The organism is Aeromonas sp. DSM 116730 (assembly GCF_046581335.1).
GTDB lineage: Bacteria > Pseudomonadota > Gammaproteobacteria > Enterobacterales > Aeromonadaceae > Aeromonas > Aeromonas rivipollensis.
Genome location: NZ_CP144265.1, coordinates 1456361 through 1477640, shown reverse-complemented (window position 1 = coordinate 1477640; position 21280 = coordinate 1456361). Strand labels below are relative to the sequence as shown.

Genomic DNA, 21280 nt, shown 5'->3' with positions numbered 1-21280 from the left:
TCCTTGCCAAGGCAAGGGCGGCGCGCAGGCCTCCCAGATGTCGCCACGCCAGCTCCCCTCATGTTGAAGGGCGCGGCTTGCTGGCCTGCCAGCGTTGCAGCGCGGCGCCGGCCAGCACCAGCACAATGCCGAGCAGATCACTCGCGGCCAGCCGTCCGGCCAGGGCATCGAGCAGCGCGCCCCCCAGCAGTTGACCCGCGACGATCAGCAGGGCGCAGGCCAGGGCACCGACCCGGCCTATGGCCCAGCTGCTGATGGCGACGAACAGCGCCCCCAGCACGCCGCCGAGCAGCAGCCAGGGATCGAGCCCGGCGAGCCGCTCCCAGGGCGCCCCCTTGAGGATGAGCAGGGCGCCGAGCAGCCCAAAGCCGAGCAAGTGGTTGGCAAGGGAGGCCGTCATGGCGCCCCGGGCGCTGGCGAGGCGGCCATTGAGGGTGCGCGGCAGACTCACCGCCACGCCGTTCAGCAGTCCCAGCAGGATCAATATGGTCATGGTGTATCTCCTAATGCAGCACGATGAGCAGGGCGCCGGCCATCACCAGCAGGGCGGCGAGCGCGTCCTTCCCCGAGGGGCGGCGGCGGGTCAGCCCGAACCAGCTTCTGGCGTCGCACAGGGCGCCAAACAGCAGCTGGCCGAGCAGCAGCAGGGCCAGGGTGCCCGCCATGCCCAGGGGCGAGTTGAGACAGAGGGCCGCCAGCACCACGGTGAGCGCCCCCGGCAGGCCGCCGAGCCAGGCCCAGGGCGGGGCGGCCTCCGGCGTCGGAGATCGGGGGGCGAGACACCACAGGAGCGCGGCCACCAGGGTGCCGACCCCGTGGGCCAGCCAACTCCCGAGCCAGGGATCGGTGGCGCTGGCCAGGGCGCCGTTCTGGGCGATCATCTGCGCCAGCAGCAGGCCGGCGGCGAAGGCGGCCAGGGCACCTATGGTCTGGCCAAGTGCCTGGCCGAGGGCGAGGCGTCCGGGGCGGCGGTCAATAAGAGGGGGATCATGGGGTCACTCCTTGGTTGAACAGAGGAGCAGGGTAAATTGTTTTCGATATGGGGATAATCTACCCTTATGGAACAACATTGTTTCCACATTGAGAACAACATGAACCAGGATGCCTTCGCCCTGCTCCCCGCCTTCGTCGCCGTGGTGGAGGCGGGCACTTTCTCCGGCGCCGCCCGCCAGCTCGGCCTCAGCAAGTCGGTGCTGAGCAAGAAGGTGAGCCAGCTCGAGCAAACCCTCGGTTGCCAGCTTATCTACCGCACCACCCGCTCCCTCGCCCTGACCGAGGCGGGGGAGCGTTACTTCGAGACGGTGCGCCATGCGGTGCGCCTGGCAAGCGAGGGGGAAGATGCCATCGGCGCCCTGCAATCGGCGCCCCGCGGCCTGCTGCGGGTGACTGTGCCCATGGTCTATGGTCGGCGCCACATAGCTCCCCTTATCCCCGAATTTCTCGCCCTCTATCCCGAGCTGCAGTTGCAACTGGAGATGAGCGACGCCCTACAGGATCTGGTGGCCGAGGGGTTCGACGTGGCGGTGCGCATCGGCGAGCTGGAAGATTCGAGCCTGGTCGCCCGCCGCCTCGCCCCCTGTCACAGCACCCTGTGCGCCGCCCCCGCCTACCTGGCGCGGGCCGGCACGCCCCGCACCCCGGCCGATCTCGAGCGCCACAACTGCCTCTTCTACTCCCTGTTTCGCGGTGGCACCCAGTGGCGCCTGCAAGGCCCCGAGGGGGAGGTGGCCATCACCCCGCGGGGCAATTTCGAGGTCAACAACAGCGACGCCATCCACACGGCGCTGCTGGCGGGGCTCGGCATAGGCAACATGCCGGACTTTATCGTGGAGCGGGATCTCGCCACCGGTCGGCTGGTGCCCCTGCTGCCAGACCACGCCCTGCCCGAGCACGGCATCTGGTGCCTCTATCCGAAGCGCCGCCACCTGCCCGCCAAGGTGGAGGCCTGGCTGGGGTTTCTCCACGAGCGTCTGGGTCTGCGCTAGGGGGTGACCGGGATAACCGAAGCGGTTCACGTTTTTTTCATCGGGAAAGGAGTAGAGTAGGCAATTACCAAGCGCCTGTTTTAATTGAAAAAGGCTCCAGGGGAGCATGCCATGGCATAGCGCCCCTCCCCCTAGGTGGAACGCCATGATGAAGAAAACTGCGATTGCCCTGACCCTGGCCAGCCTGCTGGCGCTGCCGGTGGTCACCGCCTCCGATGCCTGGGCCGCCCCGGTGCGCTCCCTGCAAAAGGAGCAAAATTACGACCAGTACATCAGCAAACGCCAGGTGGTGGACCAGCTGCTGGCGGATGCCGCCCGCATCTTCCACTCCCCCGCCCGGGTCTCAGATGCCGGTTTCACCGCCAAGATGCCGAGCAACATGGAGCAGGTCACCGAGCTCCTGCTGCAGGCCCATCAGCTCGAACCCTACCGCACCGACCTGCTCATCTCGGCGGCCAACGCCCAGATCTACAACGGCAACGTGGACAGAGCCATCGCCCTGTTCGAGCAGGCCCTCAGCACGGCGCCGGACGATCTGGATCTCAACACCTATCTGGCCACCTGGCAGCGCTTCAAGGGCGATCAGGCCAAGTCCGACGCCTATTTCAAGCGGGTCGGCGAGCTCAATGCCGGCCGGGCCGCCGATCTGCAGCGGCTGTTCGATACCGTGGACCGGGTGGTTGCCACCCCCCTCAAGGAGCGCCAGGGGCGCGGCGAGAAGAAGGGGCGACAGGCCATCGTCACCCTGGGCTATGCCCTCAACCCCGATGGCTCCATGCACGAGATCCTGCTGGGGCGCCTCGAGACCACCCGCGCCCTGGCCCAGGCCAACCCGGCGGCCCTCATCATACTGACCGGCGGCGTGCCCCAGAACCGCCAGACCGAGGGCAAGCTGATGGCGGACTGGCTGGCGAAGAAGGGCATAGACAGATCCCGCATCATCGAGGAGAACTACGCCACCAGCACGGTGGAGAACGCCCTCTACAGCGGCTATGCCCTCGCCCGCCACGAGATTGAGTACGCCACCCTGGTGAGCTCGGCGAGCCACGTGCGCCGGGGCCAGACCCTGCTGGAAATCGCCTGCTGGCAGAGCGGCCCGGCCAATATCCGCATCGACAGCGTCGCCTACCCGGACAAGCCCCTCTCGGCCCTCGCCAAGGCGAGCCCGGAGGAGCTGCTCGGCATCTACCGCGACGCCCTGCGCACCTATGGCCTCTGGAGTTACCGCTCGGCCCCCCTGCTGGAACGCTGATCCCCTCCCCGACCCAGCAAAAAGCCCGCCGAATGGCGGGCTTTTCCATCTCTGGCTGGGTATCAGCCCTTGAGCTCCAGCACTGTGGTGAAGCCCCCGAAGATCATGCGGGCGCCATCGAAGGGCATGGTCTGGTGCATGGGGCTGGCCGGATCCATCCTGGGATCCTTCATCATCTTGGTCATGGCCTCGTCCCGTACCGCCTTGCTCGGCCACTCCACCCAGGAGAAGACCACGCTTTCGTCCTCCTTGGCCGCCACCGCGCGGTAAAAGTCGGTCTGCTTGCCGTGGGGCACGTCATCCCCCCAACATTCCAGCACCCGGGTGGCCCCATATTCGAGAAAGATGGGGTCAAACAGCCCCGCATGGTCGATCAGGGCCTGCTTGTTGACCGTGGGCACGGCGATCACGAATCCGTCCACATATGACATGAGCCTTTCCTCCTGTGATTGAGGATCTCAGCATAGCAGCCGCGCCCCTGGCTGCCCTCAGAGGGCCACCAGCCGCTCCAGATCGCTGCGGGTCAGGCGCTTGCTGTCCACCTTCACGTAGAGGGAGTGCTCCTCAGGCACCAGCAGCACGTCGCTCACCCCGTCACAGGCGCGGATCCGCTGCTCCAGTGCGGGGGTCGCGGCCACCCCTTCCGGCAGCACGATGCGCAGACTGCTGACGTAGGGAGGCTCGGCCATGGTGAGGCTGACGCCGAACCAGAGCAGGGCAAGCAGGGCACAGCCGCCAAACACCAGGGGGCCGCCCCCCAGGCTGTATAGCAGGCCCCCCAGGCTGCCGCCGATGGCGACGCCGAGGAACTGGCTGGTGGAGTAGACCCCCATGGCGGTGCCCTTGTAACCCGGGGGCGACTCCTTGCTGATGAGAGACGGCAGCAGCGCCTCCATCACGTTGAAGCCGACGAAGAAGAGTTGCAGCCCCAACAGCAGGCCCCACAGCTGCAGGCCTGCCTGCCACAGCACCAGCTCGGCAACCAGCATCACCAGCACACAGGCCTGGAACACCCGCTTCATCTGGCGGTGCTTCTCGGCATAGATGATGAAAGGCACCACGCTCACGAAGGCGATCAGCATGGTGACCAGATAGGCCTGCCACTGGTGTTCCCGAGCCAGGCCTGCTTGTTCGAGCAGCGGCGGCAGCGCCACGAAGCTCGACATCAGCAGGGTGTGGACGCAGAGGATGCCGAGGTTGAGCTTGAGCAGACGCCCGTTGGTGAGCACGGTGCGAAAACCGCCGCGCACCATGGCGGACTCGCGATTTTGCAGGTGGGCCGCCGGGGTCGGCACCACCCAGATCACCATGGCGATGGCCGCCAGTGCCAGCAGGGCGATGAGCCAGAAGAGGCCGGATAACCCCACCGCCTGGGTGATCAGGGGGCCTGTCACCATGGCGATGGCGAAGGTGATGCCAAAACTCACCCCAATGAAGGCCATGGCCTTGGTGCGGTTCTGCTCCCGGGTGAGATCAGACAAGAGTGCCATGACGGCGGCGGAGATGGCGCCGCTCCCCTGCAGGGCGCGCCCGACGATGACCCCCCAGATGGAGTCGCTCAGGGCGGCGATGACGCTACCGAGGGCAAACATCAGCAGGCCGCCGACGATGAGGGGCTTGCGGCCGATGCGATCGGAGAGCAGCCCGAAGGGGATCTGGAACAGGGCCTGGGTCATGCCGTAGATGCCGATGGCCAGACCAATCAGCGCCTCCGAGGCGCCCGCCAGGGACATGCCGTAGGTGGTCAGCACCGGCAGGACCATGAACATGCCGAGCATGCGCAACGAGAAGACGGAGCCGAGCGCCCAGGTCGCGCGGCGCTCGCCCCTCGTCATGGTGAAATCATTCATGATGGCCTCGATAGGTCAGAGAGAAGAGACACAAAGGGGCGGATGACAAGGCACGCCACACCCGAAAAAGCCGACAATGCGCCCCGTGGGGCGGGCCACATAATAACAGAGCCGGGAAGGTTCCCGGCTCTGGATTCTATTGATTTTCCTGCGTCATATCACAGTGACTCAAGGCAGCATGCTCACCAATACAGGCGTTGCGTCCGGCTGGAAGTCCACCGACATCATCACGCTCAGGCAGGTAATGGTGACGATGGAGAACATGAACAGCTTGCGGGCCCAGAGGGAGTCATCCACCGCCGCCTTGTAGCCAGACAGCGCCATCCCCAGCCACCAGACGCTCACCGCGGTGGCGACTATCAGGTACTTGTAACCGGCGTAGCCGCCGAGGAACAGCATCAGGGTCGGCACCATGAACGCCAGTATGTAGAGGGTGATGTGGTGCTTGGCCACAGATATCCCCTTCACCACCGGCAACACGGGTATGTTGGCGGCCTGGTAATCCTTGAAGCGGAAGATGGCAATCGCATAGGAGTGCGGCATCTGCCACAGGCTGAAGATCGCCAGCAGGATAAGCGCCCCCGAGTCGAACTGGCCGCTCACCGCGCAGTAGCCGATGACGGGTGGCGCGGCGCCGGAGAGGCTGCCGACCAGGGTGCCATAGACGGAATGACGCTTCATGTAGAGGCTGTAGACCCCCACATAGACCAGGAAGCCCAGCACCGCCAGCAAGGCGGCCAACGGATTGGCCGCAAAGTAGAGCAGTGCAATGCCCGCAACGCCCAGCGCGCTCGCATACCAGAGCGACACACCGGGAGCGATGAGCCCCCTCACCAGGGCGCGGTTCTTGGTGCGCTCCATGATGCAGTCAATGTCCCGGTCGATGTAGTTGTTGAACACACAACCGGAGGCGACCACCAGTGACACCCCCGCCATGGTCAGGATGAACAGGGGCACATCCAGGCTCCCCTTCGAGGCCAGCAGGAAGCCGCCGATAACCGAGATGAGGTTACCGAAGATGATGCCCGGCTTGGTCACTTGCAGGTATTGCTTCATCATCACATCAAGCCGCTCAGTGAACCATCATGTTGATGTTGAGGTTGTACATGATCCACAGGGAACCCACGACCACGATGGCGATGATGAGCACGGTAAAGACCAGTGCCACCAGGTTCCACCGCTCCTCGGAGGAGGTGTTCATGTGCAGGAAGTAGATCAGGTGCACGAAGATCTGCACCACCGCCATGGCCACTACGGTGCCGAGCACCATGGCATGGGAGGCGGAGCCGTCCATCACCATCCAGAACGGGATCGCGGTCAGGATGAGTGACAGCACGAAGCCGGTCATGTAGGACTTGACGCTGCCGTGGCTGGCGCCGTGATTGTCAACAGAATGACTCATTTACATGACCCCCATCAGATAAACCACGGTGAAGACGCAGATCCACACCACGTCCAGGAAGTGCCAGAACAGGCTCAGGCACATCAGGCGCGTGCGGTTGCGCTCGGTCAGCCCCTTCTTGCTGATCAGTACCATCATCACGATGATCCAGATAAGGCCGCTGGTCACGTGGATACCGTGGGTACCGACCAGGGTGAAGAAGGCGGACAGGAAGCCGCTGCGATCCGGGCCCGCATCATTGACGATCAGATGATGGAACTCGTAGATCTCCATGGCGATGAAGCCGGCGCCAAGAATGAAGGTGACCAGCAGCCAGGTGTTGACCGCGGAGACCTTGTTCTTGTTCATGGCCAGCATGCCGAACCCGAAGGTGATGGAGCTCAGCAGCAGCAGCATGGTTTCGGCAAACACGAACGGCAGTTCGAAGATATCCTTGCCGGCGGGGCCGCCGGCGGTGCCGTTGACCAGGACTGCATAGGTTGCGAACAGGGTCGCGAACAGGATGCAGTCGCTCATCAGGTAGATCCAGAAGCCGAACACCTTGGTGGCGCCGGCATCATGGTGCCCATCCTCATGGGCACCGTGAGAGTGATGTAGAACGTCAGTCGCCATGGAGTTAAGCCACCTTGTTGATATTGTCGAAATGCTGACCTTCGATGCGCTCGATTTCGTCAACCTGTACGTAGTAGTCCACATCGTCGTTGAAGCTGTGGATGATCCAGGTGGCGATCATGCCGACGAAGCCGGCGATGGCCATCCACCAGATGTGCCAGATCATGGCAAAGCCAAACACCACGCTGAAGGCGGCGATGATGACACCGGCACCTGAGTTCTTCGGCATGTGGATGGGGGCGTATTTGGCCGGCTGGCGATAGGCGCTGCCGTCCTCTTTCGCTTCCCAGAAGGCGTCCAGACCCTTCACCTTGGGCTCGATGGCGAAGTTGTAGAAGGGGGGCGGAGAGGAGGTGGCCCACTCCAGGGTACGGCCACCCCAGGGATCACCGGTCCAGTCACGGTTCTTCTCGCGGTCACGGATACTGACCACGACCTGGATCAGCTGGCACAGTACGCCGATGGCGATGAGGCCGGCGCCGCAGGCGGCAACCACCAGCCAGCCGTGGAACTCGGGATCTATGTTCTGGCTGACACGACGGGTCATGCCCATGAAGCCCAGCACGTAGAGCGGCATGAAGGCCACGAAGAAGCCGGTGATCCAGAACCAGAAGGCACGCTTGCCCCAGACGTCATCGAGCTTGAAGCCGAACGCCTTCGGGAACCAGTAGGTGATACCGGCGAAGCAACCGAACACCACGCCGCCGATGATGACGTTGTGGAAGTGGGCGATCAGGAACAGGCTGTTGTGCAGCACGAAGTTGGCGGCCGGCACGGAGAGCAGTACCCCCGTCATGCCACCCACGGTGAAGGTGATGATGAAGCCGACGGTCCACAGCATGGGGGAGCTGAACTCGATGCGACCGCGGTACATGGTGAACAGCCAGTTGAAGATCTTCACCCCGGTCGGGATGGAGATGATCATGGTGGTGATGCCGAAGAAGGCATTCACGTTGGCGCCAGACCCCATGGTGAAGAAGTGGTGCAGCCAGACCACGAAGGAGAGCACTGTGATGGCCACGGTCGCCCACACCAGGGAGGTGTAGCCGAACAGCTTCTTCTTGCAGAAGGTCGCCACGATTTCGGAGAAGATCCCGAACACCGGCAGCACCAGGATATACACCTCGGGGTGACCCCAGGCCCAGATCAGGTTGATGTACATCATCATGTTGCCACCCATGTCATTGGTAAAGAAATGGGTACCCAGGTAGCGGTCTGCGGTCAGCAGGGCGATGGTGACGGTCAGGATCGGGAAGGAGGCGATGATCAGGATGTTGGCGCACAGGGCGGTCCAGGTGAACACCGGCAGACGCATCATGGTCATGCCGGGGGCACGCATCCGGATGATGGTGGCAAAGAAGTTGACACCGGTCAGCAGGGTACCCAGACCCGAAATCTGCAGACTCCAGATCCAGTAATCGACCCCGACCCCGGGACTGAACTCCAGCCCCGACAAGGGCGGATAGGCCAGCCAGCCGGTCTGGGCGAATTCACCGACCCCGAGGGAGACGTTGATCAGCACCACGGCCGCGGCGGTAAACCAGAAGCTCAGGTTGTTCAGGAAGGGGAAGGCGACGTCACGGGCACCGATCTGCAGCGGCACCACTATGTTCATCAGGCCAATCACCAGCGGCATGGCCACGAAGAAGATCATGATGACGCCGTGGGCGGTGAAGATCTGGTCGTAGTGGTGCGCGTTCAGGTAGCCTTCGCTACCGGCGGAGGCCATGACCTGCTGACCACGCATCATGACCGCATCGGCGAAGCCGCGCAGCAGCATGACCATCCCTAAGATGAGATACATGATACCGAGGCGCTTGTGGTCCACCGAGGTGAACCACTCTTTCCACAGATATTGCCACTTGCTGTAATAAGTGATGAGACCGGCAATCGCCAGCCCACCCAAGATGATACCGGCTATCGTGACCATGATGATGGGTTCATGGTACGGAACAGCCTCGAGTGTCAATTTTCCAAACATCGATTATTCCTCGGATCCTGCTTTCACACTCTTGTCAGCCATAGACGTGGCCATGTGTCCGGCATGCTCGTCATGACTCATGGCCGCGTGGTCCATGGTCTCTTCTTTCGCAGCGTCATGGTTCATGGCCTTGTGGTCCATGCTCCCTTCTTTTGCAGACTCATGGTTCATGGCCTTGTGGTCCATGGCGCCGTCTTTTGCAGCGTCATGCTTCATGGCCTCGTGATCCATGGCGCCGTCTTTTGCAGCGTCATGGCCACCATGGGACATGCCGCCCATGAACTTGTTGATCACGTTGACGAACAGCTTGGGATCGGCGCTGGCGAAGTACTCAACCGGGTGGTTTTCGCTCTTCTTGGCCAGGGCATCGAACTCACCCATGGTGCTCAGCATCTTGGGAGACTGTTTCACCTTGGCGACCCAGGCATCGAAACCGGCCTGGTCCTGGGTGGCAATCGCCTTGAACTTCATGCCAGAGAAACCGGCGCCGCTGTAACTGCCGGAGATCCCCTTGTACTGACCCGCCTCGTTGGCAATCAGGTGCAGCTTGGTCTGCATCCCGGCCATGGCGTAGATCTGACCGCCCAGCTGGGGGATGAAGAAGGAGTTCATCACAGTGTCTGAGGTCACCCGGAAGTTGATCGGGGTATTGACCGGGAAGGCCAGCTCGTTGACCGAGGCGATACCCAGCTCCGGATAGACGAACAACCACTTCCAGTCCAGGGAGATCACATCGACCTGGATCGGTTTGACGTCAGATTCCAACGGCTTGTAGGGGTCGAGGGAGTGGGAGGTTTTCCAGGTAATCACTGCCAGGATGGCAACAATAATGACGGGCACGGTCCAGACGACCGCTTCAATCTTGTTGGAGTGGGACCAATCCGGGGTGTATTTGGCAGTGGTATTGGATGCTCTGTATTTACGAGCAAATGCCACCGTCATAATAATCACAGGAATCACCACGATTAACATCAACCCGAGTGCGGTCAATATCAGTGACTTCTGCTCCAGACCAACCTGCCCCTTGGGGCTCATCAGAGCCATGTCGCAGCCACTCAGCAAGCCAGCGGTTGCCATCAACAGCAAAGCGCCCAAGCCCCTCTTTACTTCAAAAGGTCTCATGCAATGTCCTCATCGTTTCAAGGCTTATTGGTATAATAAAAATGCCGCATTTTATTGCATCAGACCGGCATGTGAACAACATGAAAAATTAATCCCAAAAATGTTCCAAGGGTGGTGAAAACAGGTATCAGATGTTAATCGCTTGACAGCGACCAATTTATTAAATTCACAGACCCTCGATTCATCTCCCGTTAATTTATCTCCCCGCCAAAATCGTTCACCAATTAATCAATCAGGCTCATTACCCTTATTTTTTGAGGGAAAAACAGGACAAAAAAGAGCCATTCAGACCTCCCTTGATGCACAGGTGCCCTCTCCATTCCTTGATCTGGATGCGTATATTCCGAGGGAGAATAAAAAAATAATTAATCAAACGAATGTATGATTAACTTCCCGAGGCCGACGGAAGCGCAGAAAGAGCTGCCCTGTCTGAGACCCACCATGAAAAACGGGCCTCGGATAGGCCCGTTTAAGACGACTCCCCACCGCAGGGTCTCCCTCAGGGGTGTTTATGCTCCATCCGGGTCGCCACTGCGATGCGGTTCCAGGCGTTGATGGTGACCACCTGCATCAGGCACTGGGCCAGCAAGGTTTCCCCCAGCAGAGTCAGGGCCTGCTGGTAGGTCTCCTCGGTGAGCCCGTTTTCGGCTATCAGAGTCACCTCGTCGGTCAGGGCCAGCACCGCCCGCTCCCGCTCATCGAACAGCGGGGATTCGCGCCAGGCGGACAGCGCCAGCAAGCGCTGGGGGCTCTCCCCATGCTTCATCGCCACCTCGGCGTGCATCTCGATGCAGTAGGCGCAACCGTTGAGCATGGAGGCCCGCAGCTTGATGAGCTCCTTGAGCGACAGCGGAATGTCGGTCCCGCCGAGATAGGACTCGAGGCCCATCATGGCCGAGATGGCGGCGGGCACCTGGCTGGCAAGCTGGATACGTTCTGACATGGCAATACTCCTAGGATGAGCGCCCCATGGGCGATGAGCACATTGTTCACGCTTTCATCCATGGATAGAATACCGCCACAAGCTGCAACAGTTTTGCATTTACCGCAAAGGTGCTCCCATGCTGGATCGCGTCCGTATCCTGGCTCAGGTGGTGGAGTCGGGGAGTTTCTCCCGGGCCGCCCGCGCCCTCAACCTGGCCCCCTCCTCGGTGACCCGCACCATAGATGCGCTGGAGCAACAGCTGGGGATCCCGCTGTTCAAGCGCAGCACCCGCCAGCTGGTGCTGACCGAGCAGGGGGAGTACTTTCTTGCCCGCTCGGTACGCCTGCTGGAGGAGGCGGATCAGCTGGTGCAATCCCTGCAACCCCTGCCGGTGGCGCCAGAGGGCCCGCTGCGGGTCTCGGTGTTCGAGAGCTTCGGAACCAGCTGGCTGGCGCCGCGCCTGCCGGCCTTCCTGGCCCGCTACCCCGGGGTGCGGCTCGAGATCGAGCTCGACAACCGGCTGGTGGATCTCGACGCCGAAAACGTGGACGTGGCGGTGCGCGTCGGACGCCCAGTGGACAGCGGTCTGCATAGCCGCCACCTGCTCACCAACCGGACCCTGCTGGTCGCCTCCCCCGCCTATCTGGCCCGCCACGGCGAGCCCGCCCATCCCGATGAACTGGCGCACCACAACTGCCTGATCCGCGGCCATGGCCGTCAGCGCCAGCACTGGTATTTCCGGCAAGGGGCCCAGCGGCACAGAGTCGCGGTGCGGGGCAACCTCGCCTCGGTCGGCGGCACGCCGCTGCTGTGCGCGGCCGAGGCGGGCTCCGGCATACTGCTGCTGTCGAGCTGGATGGTGCAGCAGGGGCTGGACAAGGGCACATTGCAACCCCTGCTGCCCGAGTGGCTGGCTTCCCCGTACGAGGATCGTCATGACGAGATCCATGCGGTGTTTAGGGGCGGCCGCTTCTTGAAGCCCCAGACCCGCGCCTTCATCGACTTTCTGATAGAGGTGATGAAGCCCTTGCAGGGGCCGCGCTGATAGCGGCGGCCTCTCCAGGGCTTATGGGAAATGAAAACGCCGGGCAAAGTGCCCGGCGCCGGAAGTGAACGACAGCATCAAGAGAAAGCGGTCAGCGAGCATTACGCCCATCCGGGGTCTGGGCCGCACCTCTATAGTCCCCGTAAGGAAAGACGTTGCGCAGGCGCTGGGCCACGGGCTCCGGGATGGAGCGGGAGAAGACGAGCCTGACCCCGTTGCCATCGCGCTGACCCAGGATGCGCCCCCGCACCGGATCCTGCTGCAGGATCTGTTTGGCCTGGGCCAGGAAGCGCGGCGGCACAGAGCCTCGCTTCACCTGCACCTTGCCAGGGGCAAGCCGGATCTCGAACAGGGCGCCGCGCCCCAGGGTCATCAACCACCCGATCAGGGCGACTGCCACCAACAACGACAACCAGGCCATCTATCTCTCCCTTTGCCAGCCTCGATGTGCGTCAGTATATGTGGCGACGGCCGGCGAGGAGTGGGCGGACATCACGTTTTGCCCATCCCCGAGTCAGCAATCCTTGCCCCAGGCCACCAGGGTGTCGCGATAGAGCGCCAGCAGGGCTTGATCCCGCACCGCCACCCCGACCCGCTGGGCCGGGTAGTCAGCCCACTCATCGTGGGGATGGGACTTGCCGTCGAACTTCTGCAGGGTGTGGCCTATGGCGGGGCCATGGTCGATGACCCGCACCGGGCCCTCCCGCAGGGTGAACAGCTCGGGATCGATCACATAGGCGATGGCGGACGGATCGTGCACGTGGCAGCCATTGAGGCCGATGCGCTCGGAATAGAAACGCAGGTAGAAGCGGCTCACCGCCCACAGGAAGCGACCGGGCTCACCGGCATCGTCCCGCAGGGCATCCAGGTAGGCGCTGCTGAAGAAGCTCTGCTGGGTCACGTCCAGCCCTATGATCACCACGGGCCAGGGGGCGGTGAACACCCGATCGGCCGCCTCGGGATCGTCGTGAATGTTGGCCTCGGCATAGGGGGTCACGTTGCCGCGATGACCGTTGACGCCAAAGGCGCCTCCCATCACCACCACCTGCTTCACCAGCGCGGTGATCTCGGGGGCGGCCTCGAGCGCCAGCGCAAGGTTGGTGAGGGGCCCTATGGTCACCAGGGTGATCTCGCCGGGGTTGGCCTTCAGCGTCTCGACTATGTATTGCCAGGCCGGGCGGGGATCCGGGGTCAGGGTCACCTCCCCCGCCTCCACATCACCCAGCCCGCTCGGGCCGTGCACCACTGTCGTCGGCCCCACGGGCTCGCGCAGCAGCGGCGCGGCGGCACCCTGGGCTACATCCGCCTTCATGCCGTATTTCTGCTTGAGCCAGAGGGCGTTGCGGGTCCCGTTCTCTATGGTGGCGTTGCCAAACACTGTGGTGATGGCGAGCAAGTCGATGACGGGGTGGGCCTCGGCAAAGAGTATTGCCATGGCGTCGTCGATACCGGGATCGGTATCCAGAATGATCTTGTGGGTCATGGGGCCTCCATACGGCAGAAGTGCCAGTGTAGCGACCTCGGGCCCGTTTAACAGCGTCAGGATCACAGCCTCGACCTTTGGCCTGCCATCCCCCCGCCGACCGGCGATATCTTGAGCACCTCATCCGGGGGCCCGTCAGGGTCAGGGGCCGCAGTGGCGACATTCTGGGCAGTCGGCCCGCCCCCAGGCCCCCACGCCTTGTGGGCGGGCCTGCGGGATGGTATCACTTGGCCTCACTCTCCCCACTCCTCGCCGAGGCGCCAACGTGATCACCCTGATTAAAGAGTCTGACCAGCTGAAGATGCCCTGGAAAAACAAGCAGGGCACCACGGCCCAGATCCTGGTCTCCCCCCCGGGCTCGAGCCTGGAAAAACTCGACTTTGACTACCGGCTGAGCTCGGCCCCCATCAAGGCGGCGGGCCCCTTCTCCAAGTTTCCCGGCTATCAGCGCATCCTGCTGCCCGTCAGCGGCGCCGGTTTCGTGCTCAACGGCCACCCCTATGCCACCTTCGAGGCGGCCCATTTCAGCGGGGATGACGAGACCCACTGCGAGCTGCTGAAAAAAGAGGTGACGGATCTGGGGCTCATCTACGATCCCGCGCGCATCAGCGCCAACGTGCGGGTGCTCAATGTGCCCTTCCCCCTGACCCTCACCCTGGAGGCGGACAAGACCTACCTCTGCCACCTGCTAAGCGGCCAGCTAACGGTGGCAGGCCAGGCCGTGGCCATCAACGAGACCCTGGTGGTCAAGGGGGAGGAGAGCATCCGCTTCGAGTGCGGGAAAAAGACCACCCTAGCCTTCTTTACCCTGCAAGCCAGATAGCGGGGACAAAAAAGCCGGGATATCCCGGCTTTTTCCTGTCAGGCCAGCGCGGCTCAACCGACCTTGAAGGCCCCCTTCATCATGGCGAAGTGGCCGGGGAAGGAGCAGAAGAAGGTGAGATCCTTGCCCGCCAGCCCCTCGGTCTTGAAGGTGACGCTGGTGCTCTCGCCGCCCCCCACCAGCTTGGTGTGCGCCAGTATCCTGGCATCGTCCTTGGGCAGGTAGTCGTGATCTGCGCCGGCGCTCATGCCAGCGGTGGCGACGGCCTGATAGTCGGCGGTGTTGGCCAGCACCCAGTTGTGACCCATGTTGGCCACCGGCAGCTTGCCCGTGTGATTGAGGGTGATGGTCACCTCCTTGCAGGTGGCCGGCACGCTCATCTCTTTGAGGTTGAACTGCATGGCGTCATTGCCTTCGATGACCAAGGCGCACTCATCGGCCAGCGCCGGGGCAGCCAGGGAACTCAGCAGCAGCAGGGTTAACACCTTTTTCATCATCTTCTCCTTTGATTGGCGAGGAATGGCAACCCCCTTGTCTGTCGCATCGCACGGCGACACGCAAAGATGCTGTCATGATCGATCTTCATTGTACCCAAATGTCACCGGATGGCAGCGGCTTTTGCTCAAAGCTGCGGACCAGGTCACTCCCGGGGTCCATAGAACTGTGGAACAGATTTGCCGGCGTCACCCCGGCGCGGCTTAATTATTTCCACCCAGGCCCGGCGCCCGGGGCTCGTCAATTGCGGCGCCCTTGGCTAAGCTGCTCCCCCGTCGATGACTCCCGCGAGAATGCAAGATGAAGACCCTCTCCCTGGCCCCCCGCGGCCTGCTGCTCTCCCTGATGCTGCTGTTGACCGCCTGTCAGCCGGCGCCGACCCAGACCCGCATTCAGGGCAACACCATGGGCACCTACTATGCGGTGACCCTGAGCGACCCCTTCCCCGGTGGCCAGGCCGCGCTGCAGGGGGAGCTCGATACCCTGCTGGCGCGCATCAACCAGGAGATCTCCACCTATGATCCTGACTCCCTCATCTCCCGCTTCAATCAGGGCTCAGGCAAGGCTCCCATGGTCATACCGGCCAGCATGGCCAGGATAGTGCAGCAGGGTATGGATGCAGGGCGCCTCACCCAGGGCAAGCTAGACGTCACAGTGGGCCCCCTGGTCAACCTGTGGGGCTTCGGGCCGGACAAGCGCCCGGTCAAGCGGCCCACCGCAGAGCAGATTGCCAAGGCGCGGGAGCGAGTCGGCATCGACAAGCTCAGCCTGACGCCGCAAGGGGAGCATTTCCTGCTCGGCAAGGCGATCCCCGACCTTTATCTGGATCTCTCCACCCTGGGGGAAGGGGCGGCGTCGGACGACATCGCCGCGCTGCTCGAGCGCAAGGGGGTGCACAACTACCTGGTCGAGGTGGCGGGTGCCGTGCGCAGCAAGGGACACAACGACAAGGGCAACCCCTGGCGGGTGGCCATAGTCGAGCCCTCGGACAGGCCGGGCGCCATCGAGGATGTGGTCACCCCGAACGGCATGGCCCTCAGCACCGCCGGCAGCTATCGCAACTATTACGAGCTCGATGGTCGGCGCTACTCCCACATCATAGATCCCGCCACCGGCGAGCCCGTCACCCACAAGCTGGTCTCCGCCAGCGTCATCACCCCCACGGCGCTGGAGGCCGATGCCCTCGACACCGCCCTCATGGTGATGGGGCCCGAGCAGGCGATGGCCTTTGCCACCGAGCAGAAGCTGGCGGTCTATCTCATCATCAAGACGGAGCAGGGTTTTGCGGCGAAGCACACTCCCGAGTTCGCCCCCTACCTGGTGCGCAGGCAGCCATGAACGACGAGGCCCCGCAATGCGGGGCCTTTTCATGACGGCGCGCTATTCGATGGGGACGCGATGGGGCGCCGGGGTGACCGCCTGTTTGGGCAGTTGCAGGGTGAGGATGCCGTTCTCGAAGCGGGCGCTGACCTGATCCGGCGCCACCTCCACCGGCAGCTCGACGGTACGCGACACGCTGCCATAGTAGCGCTCGCTGCGCAGGGAGCGATCTTCCTTGCCCTGGCTGTCGTGCTGGCGAATTTCCGCCTTCAGGGTCACCAGTTTGCCGTGCACATCTATCTGGATGTCCTCCTTGGCCACCCCGGGCAGCTCGGCCTGCAGCAGGTAACCGCCGTCGCTCTCCCTCAGATCCAGCGTGATCCGGCTGGGCAGGGGATCCCCGTGCAGGGGCCGGATGTAGAAGCCGGAGGCCATGTCGTGGAACAGGTCATCAAACAGGCTGGTTCGGCTCGGTAGCAAACTCATTTGATTCCTCCTTGTGGTACGGGTGATGGCTGCAGATCGCCGGGATCTGCCTCCCTTCAAGTCTAAAAACCGGGCCGAACCGCGCCACTGCCATCTCGCGCCCAGTTGACGAAGATCAAGGGCGCGCCATGATTTTTTGCAGGCCGCCTCTTGTCTTGGCGGGAAAAACAGGGGCCCCTTCCCATGTTCAATTGCCTGTCTGCGGACTTTGGTGGCACACTTCTCCCACCAGCCCGCAGCGCCTCGATGCAAGACAGATGCAGACACCGGATCCCGCACCAGAGAAGAAAGCCCAGCCCAAACCCAGGCGCATCCTGCTGGTCAACGAGCAGCGTTCCTTTCAGATGATGATGAAGGCGATGCTGATCAACATCGGCATCAACCGCATCACCTACATCAATTCCGCCGACGAGGCGCGCCGCCGCTGCCAGAAGGAGAGCTTCGACATCTATCTGCTGGACTACGAGCTGGGGGCGGGCGAGAACGGTCGCCAGTTGCTGGAGAGCCTGCGGGACCAGCAGCTGATCCCGCCCCAGAGCGTGGTGATCATGGTCAGCAGCGACAGCTCCCGTGCCATGGTGCTGAGCGCGCTGGAGGCCGAGCCCGACGAATACCTGATGAAGCCCTTCTCTCAGGAGCAGTTCTCGTTTCGCTTGAAGCGCGCCCTCGCCCGCCGCCAGTCCCTGGAGAGCGTCTTCATCGCCCTCACCCAGAACGATCTGCCGGCCCTGGTCGAGGCCTGCGCCAGACAGGCCGATGCGGTGCCGCGCTTCGCCAACTTCTGCCGCTGCCTGCAGGCCGACACCCAGCTCAAGCTCGGCCAGGCCAAGGAGGCGCGCAGCCTGATGCGCCAGCTGCTGGCCGGCCAGGAGAACAGCTGGGCCAGGTTGACCCTGGGTAAGGCCTGCTACCGTCTGGCGCTCTATGACGAGGCGGTGAGCCACCTGCAGGCGACCCTGAAGAACACCCCCCTGATGGTGGAGGCCCACCTCTGGCTGGCGGAGTCCCTGCTCTCCCTTGGCAAGGAGGAGCTGGCCCAGCAGGAGCTGCGGCGGGCGGCGGACATCTCCCCCCAGTCGGTGCAGCTTTCCCGCCGGCTGGCAGAGGTGTGCCTGCAGCGCCACGACTACGGCCAGGCCAAGGATGTGCTGCTCGCCCTCATCGATCTGTCGCGCAACTCCATCCACCGCACCCCCCACTATCTGGGGGCCTACATCCAGACCCTGACCCTCTACGCCCTCAACAGCAACGACGGCTATCACATCGCCAACCTGCAAAAGCAGGTGAACTCGGCCCTGTCGCGCATCCGCGATTCCCTGATGATGTCGGAGTTCAACTACCCGGTGTTCGAGCAGATCTGTCAGGCCAGGGTGCGCATCGCCCTGGGGGAGCTGCTCAAGGGCAAGAAGATGCTCTATCGCGCCAACCAGAACTGGCTGGACAAGCCCGAGACCATGCCCCCCGCCCTGCTCGGCGAAACCATACTCGCCCTCTACCAGCTCGGTGAGTTCGAGTACGCCGAGAGCCTGCAATCCTTGCTGGCGGAGGATGAAGACCGGCTGCTCACCACCTGCATCCAGGTGACTCGGGACGACAAGACGGTGCAGGAGCGCCGTCAGCGCTACCAGCAGCTCAACGATCTCGGCATCAAGGCCTACCAGAGCGGGGAGCTGGAGCAGGCCCTCGGCCATTTCCGCGAGGCCCTGCGCCGGGCTCCCGCCAATACCGGCGCCGCCCTCAACAAGATCCAGGTGCTGCTGCAACTGATGCAGAAGAACCGCAAGAGCCCGGAATTCGGCGCCGAGTGCAAGGAGACCCTGGAGGTGCTGGAGGGCATCCCCCTGAATCCCGCCCAGCAGGATCGCTTTCGCAAGCTGCGCCAGGAATTTAACCAGCTCGCCTAGCCAGCGGCGCCTCTCCCTCACCTATGCTGATACAGACTCAGGCAAGGAGGGGCGACAGCATGGCGATGTGCCGATACTTGGTGGCAGATGGCCGCCACTGCAGCGAAGAGGCGGGGGATCACGACCTGTGCCACTGGCACGACCCCCACGCCTCTCACTCATCCCCGGAGACAGCCGCGGCGCTGGAGCACTATGTGCGCCAGGGGGGCCTGTGCCACGGGTTGCAACTGGCCCGCGCCGATCTCGCCGGTCTCAACCTGGTGAACAGAGAGGGCCCCCAGGGATTCCTGCTGGAGCAGTGCAACCTCTATCGCGCCAACCTGCGGGGCGCCCACCTCTACGGTATTCGCATCAAGGGCGGCAGCCTGATGAAGGCCGACGTCAGTGACGCCAACCTGCACTGCGCCGAGTTGCACGACGTCAACCTGCTCGGCATCCGCTGGAAGAACACCCGGCTCGACAACCTGGATACCGGCAGGCGGCTGATGCAGGACAGGAAGGGGCGAAGCGAGCGGGATCCGGTACAGGCCCGCGTCTGGTTCAAGGAGGCGGAAGAGACCTACCGGGATCTGCGCAAGGCCTCGGAGGCCCAGGGGATCTTCACCATGTCAGGCCGCTACATCCAGCAGGAGCTCACCATGCGCCGCCTGCAGATGCCGTTCTGGTCCTATCACCGCTTCGCCTCCTGGATAGTGGATCTCTTCTGCGGCTACGGGGAGGCCCCCATGCGGGTGGTGCTCTTCTCCCTGCTGCTCATCTTCATCTGCAGCATCTTCTACTTCTTCTGCGGCCTCAACTTCGCGGGCAACCACCTCATCTACCGCCCGGAGGCGACCCTCGAAGAGAACGCCATCTTCCTGCTCGAATGCCTCTACTACAGCGTGGTGACCTTCACCACCCTGGGCTACGGCGACTTCACCCCGGTCGGCCTGTCGCGGATCTTCGCCGCCTTCGAGGCCTTCACCGGCAGCTTCACCCTGGCGCTGTTTGTGGTGGTGTTTGTCAAGAAGATGACCCGCTAAGCCCGGGGCCGGGGCACAGGGAGGCTGCACGCCCCCTCCCCTGGCCCCTCTTGCATCCAGACCGGATTCCTAGTCCAATAGCGACTAATAAAAACGACATGAGCATCCCTGACATGAAGATCATCTCTTTCAATATCAATGGCCTGCGCGCCCGTCTTCATCAGTTGCAAGCCATCATCGACAAGCACCAGCCGGATGTGATCGGCCTGCAGGAGATCAAGGTTCACGACGAGGCCTTCCCGGTGGCGGACGTGGAAGCCATGGGCTATCACGTGGTGTTCCACGGCCAGAAGGGCCACTACGGGGTCGCCATCATGAGCAAGCAGCCGCCCCTCGACGTGCAGAAGGGGTTCCCCACCGATCCCGAGGATGCCCAGCGCCGGATGATCATGGCCAGCTTCAAACGGGAAGATGGCTCCCTCATCAAGGTGATGAACGGCTATTTCCCGCAAGGGGAGAGCCAGGATCACGAGACCAAGTTCCCGGCCAAGCAGAAGTTCTATGAGGACCTGCAGCACTACCTCGAGACCCACCACACCCCGGACGATCCCCTGGTACTGATCGGCGATGTGAACATCTCCCCCACGGATCTCGACATCGGCATCGGCGAGGCGAACCGCAAGCGCTGGCTGCGGGATGGCAAGTGCTCCTTCCTGCCCATAGAGCGGGAGTGGATGGAGCGCCTCAAGGGGTTCGGGCTGACCGACACCTTCCGCGCCGCCAACCCCACCGAATGCGAGCGCTTCTCCTGGTTTGACTACCGCTCCAAGGGCTTTGACGAGAACCGGGGCCTGCGCATCGACCTCATCATGGCGTCCAATGCCCTCAAGGACAAAGTGACCGAGACCGGCATCGACTACGAGCTGCGCGGCATCGAGAAACCCTCGGATCACGCCCCCATCTGGGCCTGCTTCGCCTGATCCCGGCGCCAGGCACGCCCTAGCAAAGAGACCCAGCCCCCGCCGATGCGGGGGCTTTTTTGTTCACAACCCGCCATTTCTTAATCCATATCAACTCTTTGGCAGACGGGGTTTGCCACGCCTTGACCTTCACCTTTCGGCAAGGTTTACATTCGGCCCATCCGTCGCAGGGAAACCGCCCATGTTGTCATCGAGATTGCCCACAGTGCTCATCGCCCGGCTGTTGCTGGCGCTGCTGCTCGTCTGCAATCTCACCCTCTGCATCAGCTGGCATGGTGCGGCGGCAAGGGAGGAGGCGACATCCCCATCCCTCGCCATGACCAGTGCCGCCAATCTGCCCGCGGCCATGCAGGGGCTCCCCTGCCACGACGGCGGTGATGGCTACGCTGCCGCCGACCTCAATCAGGACGAGTGCCAGATGCACGGCGGCCTCACCTCGCCAATGGGCGCCGGCCTGCCACTGCTGGCCGCCCTGCTGACCCTGCTCGCTCTGCCCCTGTTGCTGCTGCCCCCCGGGACCACCAGCCAACAGCTGGAAAACTGGCTGCGGGACCCTTTCCTGCGCAGTCGCGGTACCCACCCTCCCTCCTGGCCGCGCCGACACCTGATGCTGTCGGTGCTGCGTCACTAGAACGATCTTCTCCCGTGCATGG

Annotated in this window: 23 protein-coding genes; 9 read left to right on the top strand and 14 right to left on the bottom strand. The window is 63.0% G+C overall.

What is annotated here, in order from left to right; translation table 11 throughout:
• Window positions 1–58: 58 nt before the first annotated feature.
• Together Aeroheme_RS06880 and Aeroheme_RS06875 are read right to left on the bottom strand one after the other, a co-directional pair.
• Window positions 59–493 (bottom strand): DMT family transporter, encoded by a 435-nt coding sequence (locus tag Aeroheme_RS06880; protein WP_411166947.1) that lies wholly within the window; start codon window positions 491–493, stop codon window positions 59–61.
• Between the two features lie 10 nt (window positions 494–503).
• A complete protein-coding gene (locus Aeroheme_RS06875) occupies window positions 504–917 on the bottom strand; it encodes a DMT family transporter (RefSeq protein WP_411167225.1) in 414 nt (137 codons plus the stop codon).
• A 174-nt stretch (window positions 918–1091) separates the two neighbouring features.
• Between Aeroheme_RS06875 and Aeroheme_RS06870 the strand changes: the two genes are divergently transcribed.
• Window positions 1092–1985 carry a LysR family transcriptional regulator gene (locus Aeroheme_RS06870; RefSeq protein WP_111910182.1) on the top strand — a complete coding sequence of 298 codons (894 nt, stop codon included), beginning with the start codon at window positions 1092–1094 and terminating at the stop codon, window positions 1983–1985.
• Window positions 1986–2133: 148 nt separating this feature from the next.
• Window positions 2134–3237, top strand: coding sequence for an ElyC/SanA/YdcF family protein (locus tag Aeroheme_RS06865; protein WP_411167224.1), 1104 nt, complete (start codon window positions 2134–2136; stop codon window positions 3235–3237).
• A gap of 62 nt (window positions 3238–3299) precedes the next feature.
• Here Aeroheme_RS06865 and Aeroheme_RS06860 read toward each other — a convergent pair whose 3' ends face one another.
• From Aeroheme_RS06860 to Aeroheme_RS06825, 8 genes are all read right to left on the bottom strand, one after another.
• Entirely contained in the window at window positions 3300–3668 is a 369-nt protein-coding gene (locus Aeroheme_RS06860) for a DUF1428 domain-containing protein (RefSeq protein WP_168234689.1), read from the bottom strand.
• 57 nt (window positions 3669–3725) lie between these two features.
• Window positions 3726–5087 carry an MFS transporter gene (locus Aeroheme_RS06855; RefSeq protein ID WP_139744943.1) on the bottom strand — a complete coding sequence of 454 codons (1362 nt, stop codon included), beginning with the start codon at window positions 5085–5087 and terminating at the stop codon, window positions 3726–3728.
• A 168-nt stretch (window positions 5088–5255) separates the two neighbouring features.
• Window positions 5256–6149, bottom strand: coding sequence for a heme o synthase (gene cyoE, locus Aeroheme_RS06850; RefSeq protein ID WP_106886300.1), 894 nt, complete (start codon window positions 6147–6149; stop codon window positions 5256–5258).
• A gap of 10 nt (window positions 6150–6159) precedes the next feature.
• Window positions 6160–6489 carry a cytochrome o ubiquinol oxidase subunit IV gene (locus tag Aeroheme_RS06845; protein ID WP_025327639.1) on the bottom strand — a complete coding sequence of 110 codons (330 nt, stop codon included), beginning with the start codon at window positions 6487–6489 and terminating at the stop codon, window positions 6160–6162.
• Window positions 6490–7185, bottom strand: a complete 696-nt coding sequence (locus Aeroheme_RS06840; protein ID WP_106887897.1) for a cytochrome o ubiquinol oxidase subunit III — start codon at window positions 7183–7185, stop codon at window positions 6490–6492. It lies immediately after the preceding gene.
• Window positions 7106–9082, bottom strand: a complete 1977-nt coding sequence (gene cyoB / locus Aeroheme_RS06835; RefSeq protein ID WP_106886299.1) for a cytochrome o ubiquinol oxidase subunit I — start codon at window positions 9080–9082, stop codon at window positions 7106–7108. The genes Aeroheme_RS06840 and cyoB overlap by 80 nt, the downstream gene beginning before the upstream one ends.
• 3 nt (window positions 9083–9085) lie before the next feature.
• Window positions 9086–10204 (bottom strand): cytochrome o ubiquinol oxidase subunit II, encoded by a 1119-nt coding sequence (cyoA, locus tag Aeroheme_RS06830; RefSeq protein WP_163135291.1) that lies wholly within the window; start codon window positions 10202–10204, stop codon window positions 9086–9088.
• 499 nt (window positions 10205–10703) lie between these two features.
• Window positions 10704–11147, bottom strand: coding sequence for a carboxymuconolactone decarboxylase family protein (locus Aeroheme_RS06825; protein ID WP_408752991.1), 444 nt, complete (start codon window positions 11145–11147; stop codon window positions 10704–10706).
• A 118-nt stretch (window positions 11148–11265) separates the two neighbouring features.
• On the opposite strand from Aeroheme_RS06825, the gene Aeroheme_RS06820 reads away from it, so the two are divergent.
• Window positions 11266–12174, top strand: a complete 909-nt coding sequence (locus Aeroheme_RS06820) for a LysR family transcriptional regulator (RefSeq protein WP_411166946.1) — start codon at window positions 11266–11268, stop codon at window positions 12172–12174.
• A gap of 91 nt (window positions 12175–12265) precedes the next feature.
• Here the strand turns inward: Aeroheme_RS06820 and Aeroheme_RS06815 are convergent, their stop codons facing one another.
• On the bottom strand, window positions 12266–12595 hold the full coding sequence (locus Aeroheme_RS06815) for a DUF3634 family protein (protein ID WP_411166945.1): 330 nt from the start codon (window positions 12593–12595) through the stop codon (window positions 12266–12268).
• 93 nt (window positions 12596–12688) lie between these two features.
• Window positions 12689–13657, bottom strand: a complete 969-nt coding sequence (locus Aeroheme_RS06810) for a nucleoside hydrolase (RefSeq protein ID WP_395949751.1) — start codon at window positions 13655–13657, stop codon at window positions 12689–12691.
• Window positions 13658–13922: 265 nt separating this feature from the next.
• Here Aeroheme_RS06810 and Aeroheme_RS06805 point away from each other — a divergent pair, with 265 nt between their 5' ends.
• Window positions 13923–14480, top strand: coding sequence for a HutD family protein (locus Aeroheme_RS06805; protein WP_111910189.1), 558 nt, complete (start codon window positions 13923–13925; stop codon window positions 14478–14480).
• Between the two features lie 53 nt (window positions 14481–14533).
• Here Aeroheme_RS06805 and azu read toward each other — a convergent pair whose 3' ends face one another.
• Window positions 14534–14974, bottom strand: coding sequence for an azurin (gene azu / locus Aeroheme_RS06800; RefSeq protein ID WP_404836101.1), 441 nt, complete (start codon window positions 14972–14974; stop codon window positions 14534–14536).
• Between the two features lie 301 nt (window positions 14975–15275).
• On the opposite strand from azu, the gene Aeroheme_RS06795 reads away from it, so the two are divergent.
• Entirely contained in the window at window positions 15276–16313 is a 1038-nt protein-coding gene (locus tag Aeroheme_RS06795) for an FAD:protein FMN transferase (RefSeq protein WP_411166944.1), read from the top strand.
• A 42-nt stretch (window positions 16314–16355) separates the two neighbouring features.
• Here the strand turns inward: Aeroheme_RS06795 and Aeroheme_RS06790 are convergent, their stop codons facing one another.
• Entirely contained in the window at window positions 16356–16781 is a 426-nt protein-coding gene (locus Aeroheme_RS06790; RefSeq protein ID WP_106886290.1) for an Hsp20/alpha crystallin family protein, read from the bottom strand.
• A 257-nt stretch (window positions 16782–17038) separates the two neighbouring features.
• On the opposite strand from Aeroheme_RS06790, the gene Aeroheme_RS06785 reads away from it, so the two are divergent.
• The 4 genes from Aeroheme_RS06785 to Aeroheme_RS06770 all read left to right on the top strand — a co-directional run bounded on the left by Aeroheme_RS06785 (window position 17039) and on the right by Aeroheme_RS06770 (window position 21258).
• On the top strand, window positions 17039–18685 hold the full coding sequence (locus Aeroheme_RS06785; RefSeq protein WP_111910192.1) for a tetratricopeptide repeat-containing response regulator: 1647 nt from the start codon (window positions 17039–17041) through the stop codon (window positions 18683–18685).
• A gap of 59 nt (window positions 18686–18744) precedes the next feature.
• The gene (locus Aeroheme_RS06780; protein ID WP_411166943.1) at window positions 18745–19707 is read left to right on the top strand and encodes an ion channel; all 963 of its coding nucleotides are present in this window, start codon (window positions 18745–18747) and stop codon (window positions 19705–19707) included.
• 113 nt (window positions 19708–19820) lie between these two features.
• A complete protein-coding gene (xthA, locus tag Aeroheme_RS06775; RefSeq protein WP_106886287.1) occupies window positions 19821–20627 on the top strand; it encodes an exodeoxyribonuclease III in 807 nt (268 codons plus the stop codon).
• A gap of 181 nt (window positions 20628–20808) precedes the next feature.
• Entirely contained in the window at window positions 20809–21258 is a 450-nt protein-coding gene (locus tag Aeroheme_RS06770) for a hypothetical protein (protein ID WP_111910194.1), read from the top strand.
• Window positions 21259–21280 lie beyond the last annotated feature (22 nt).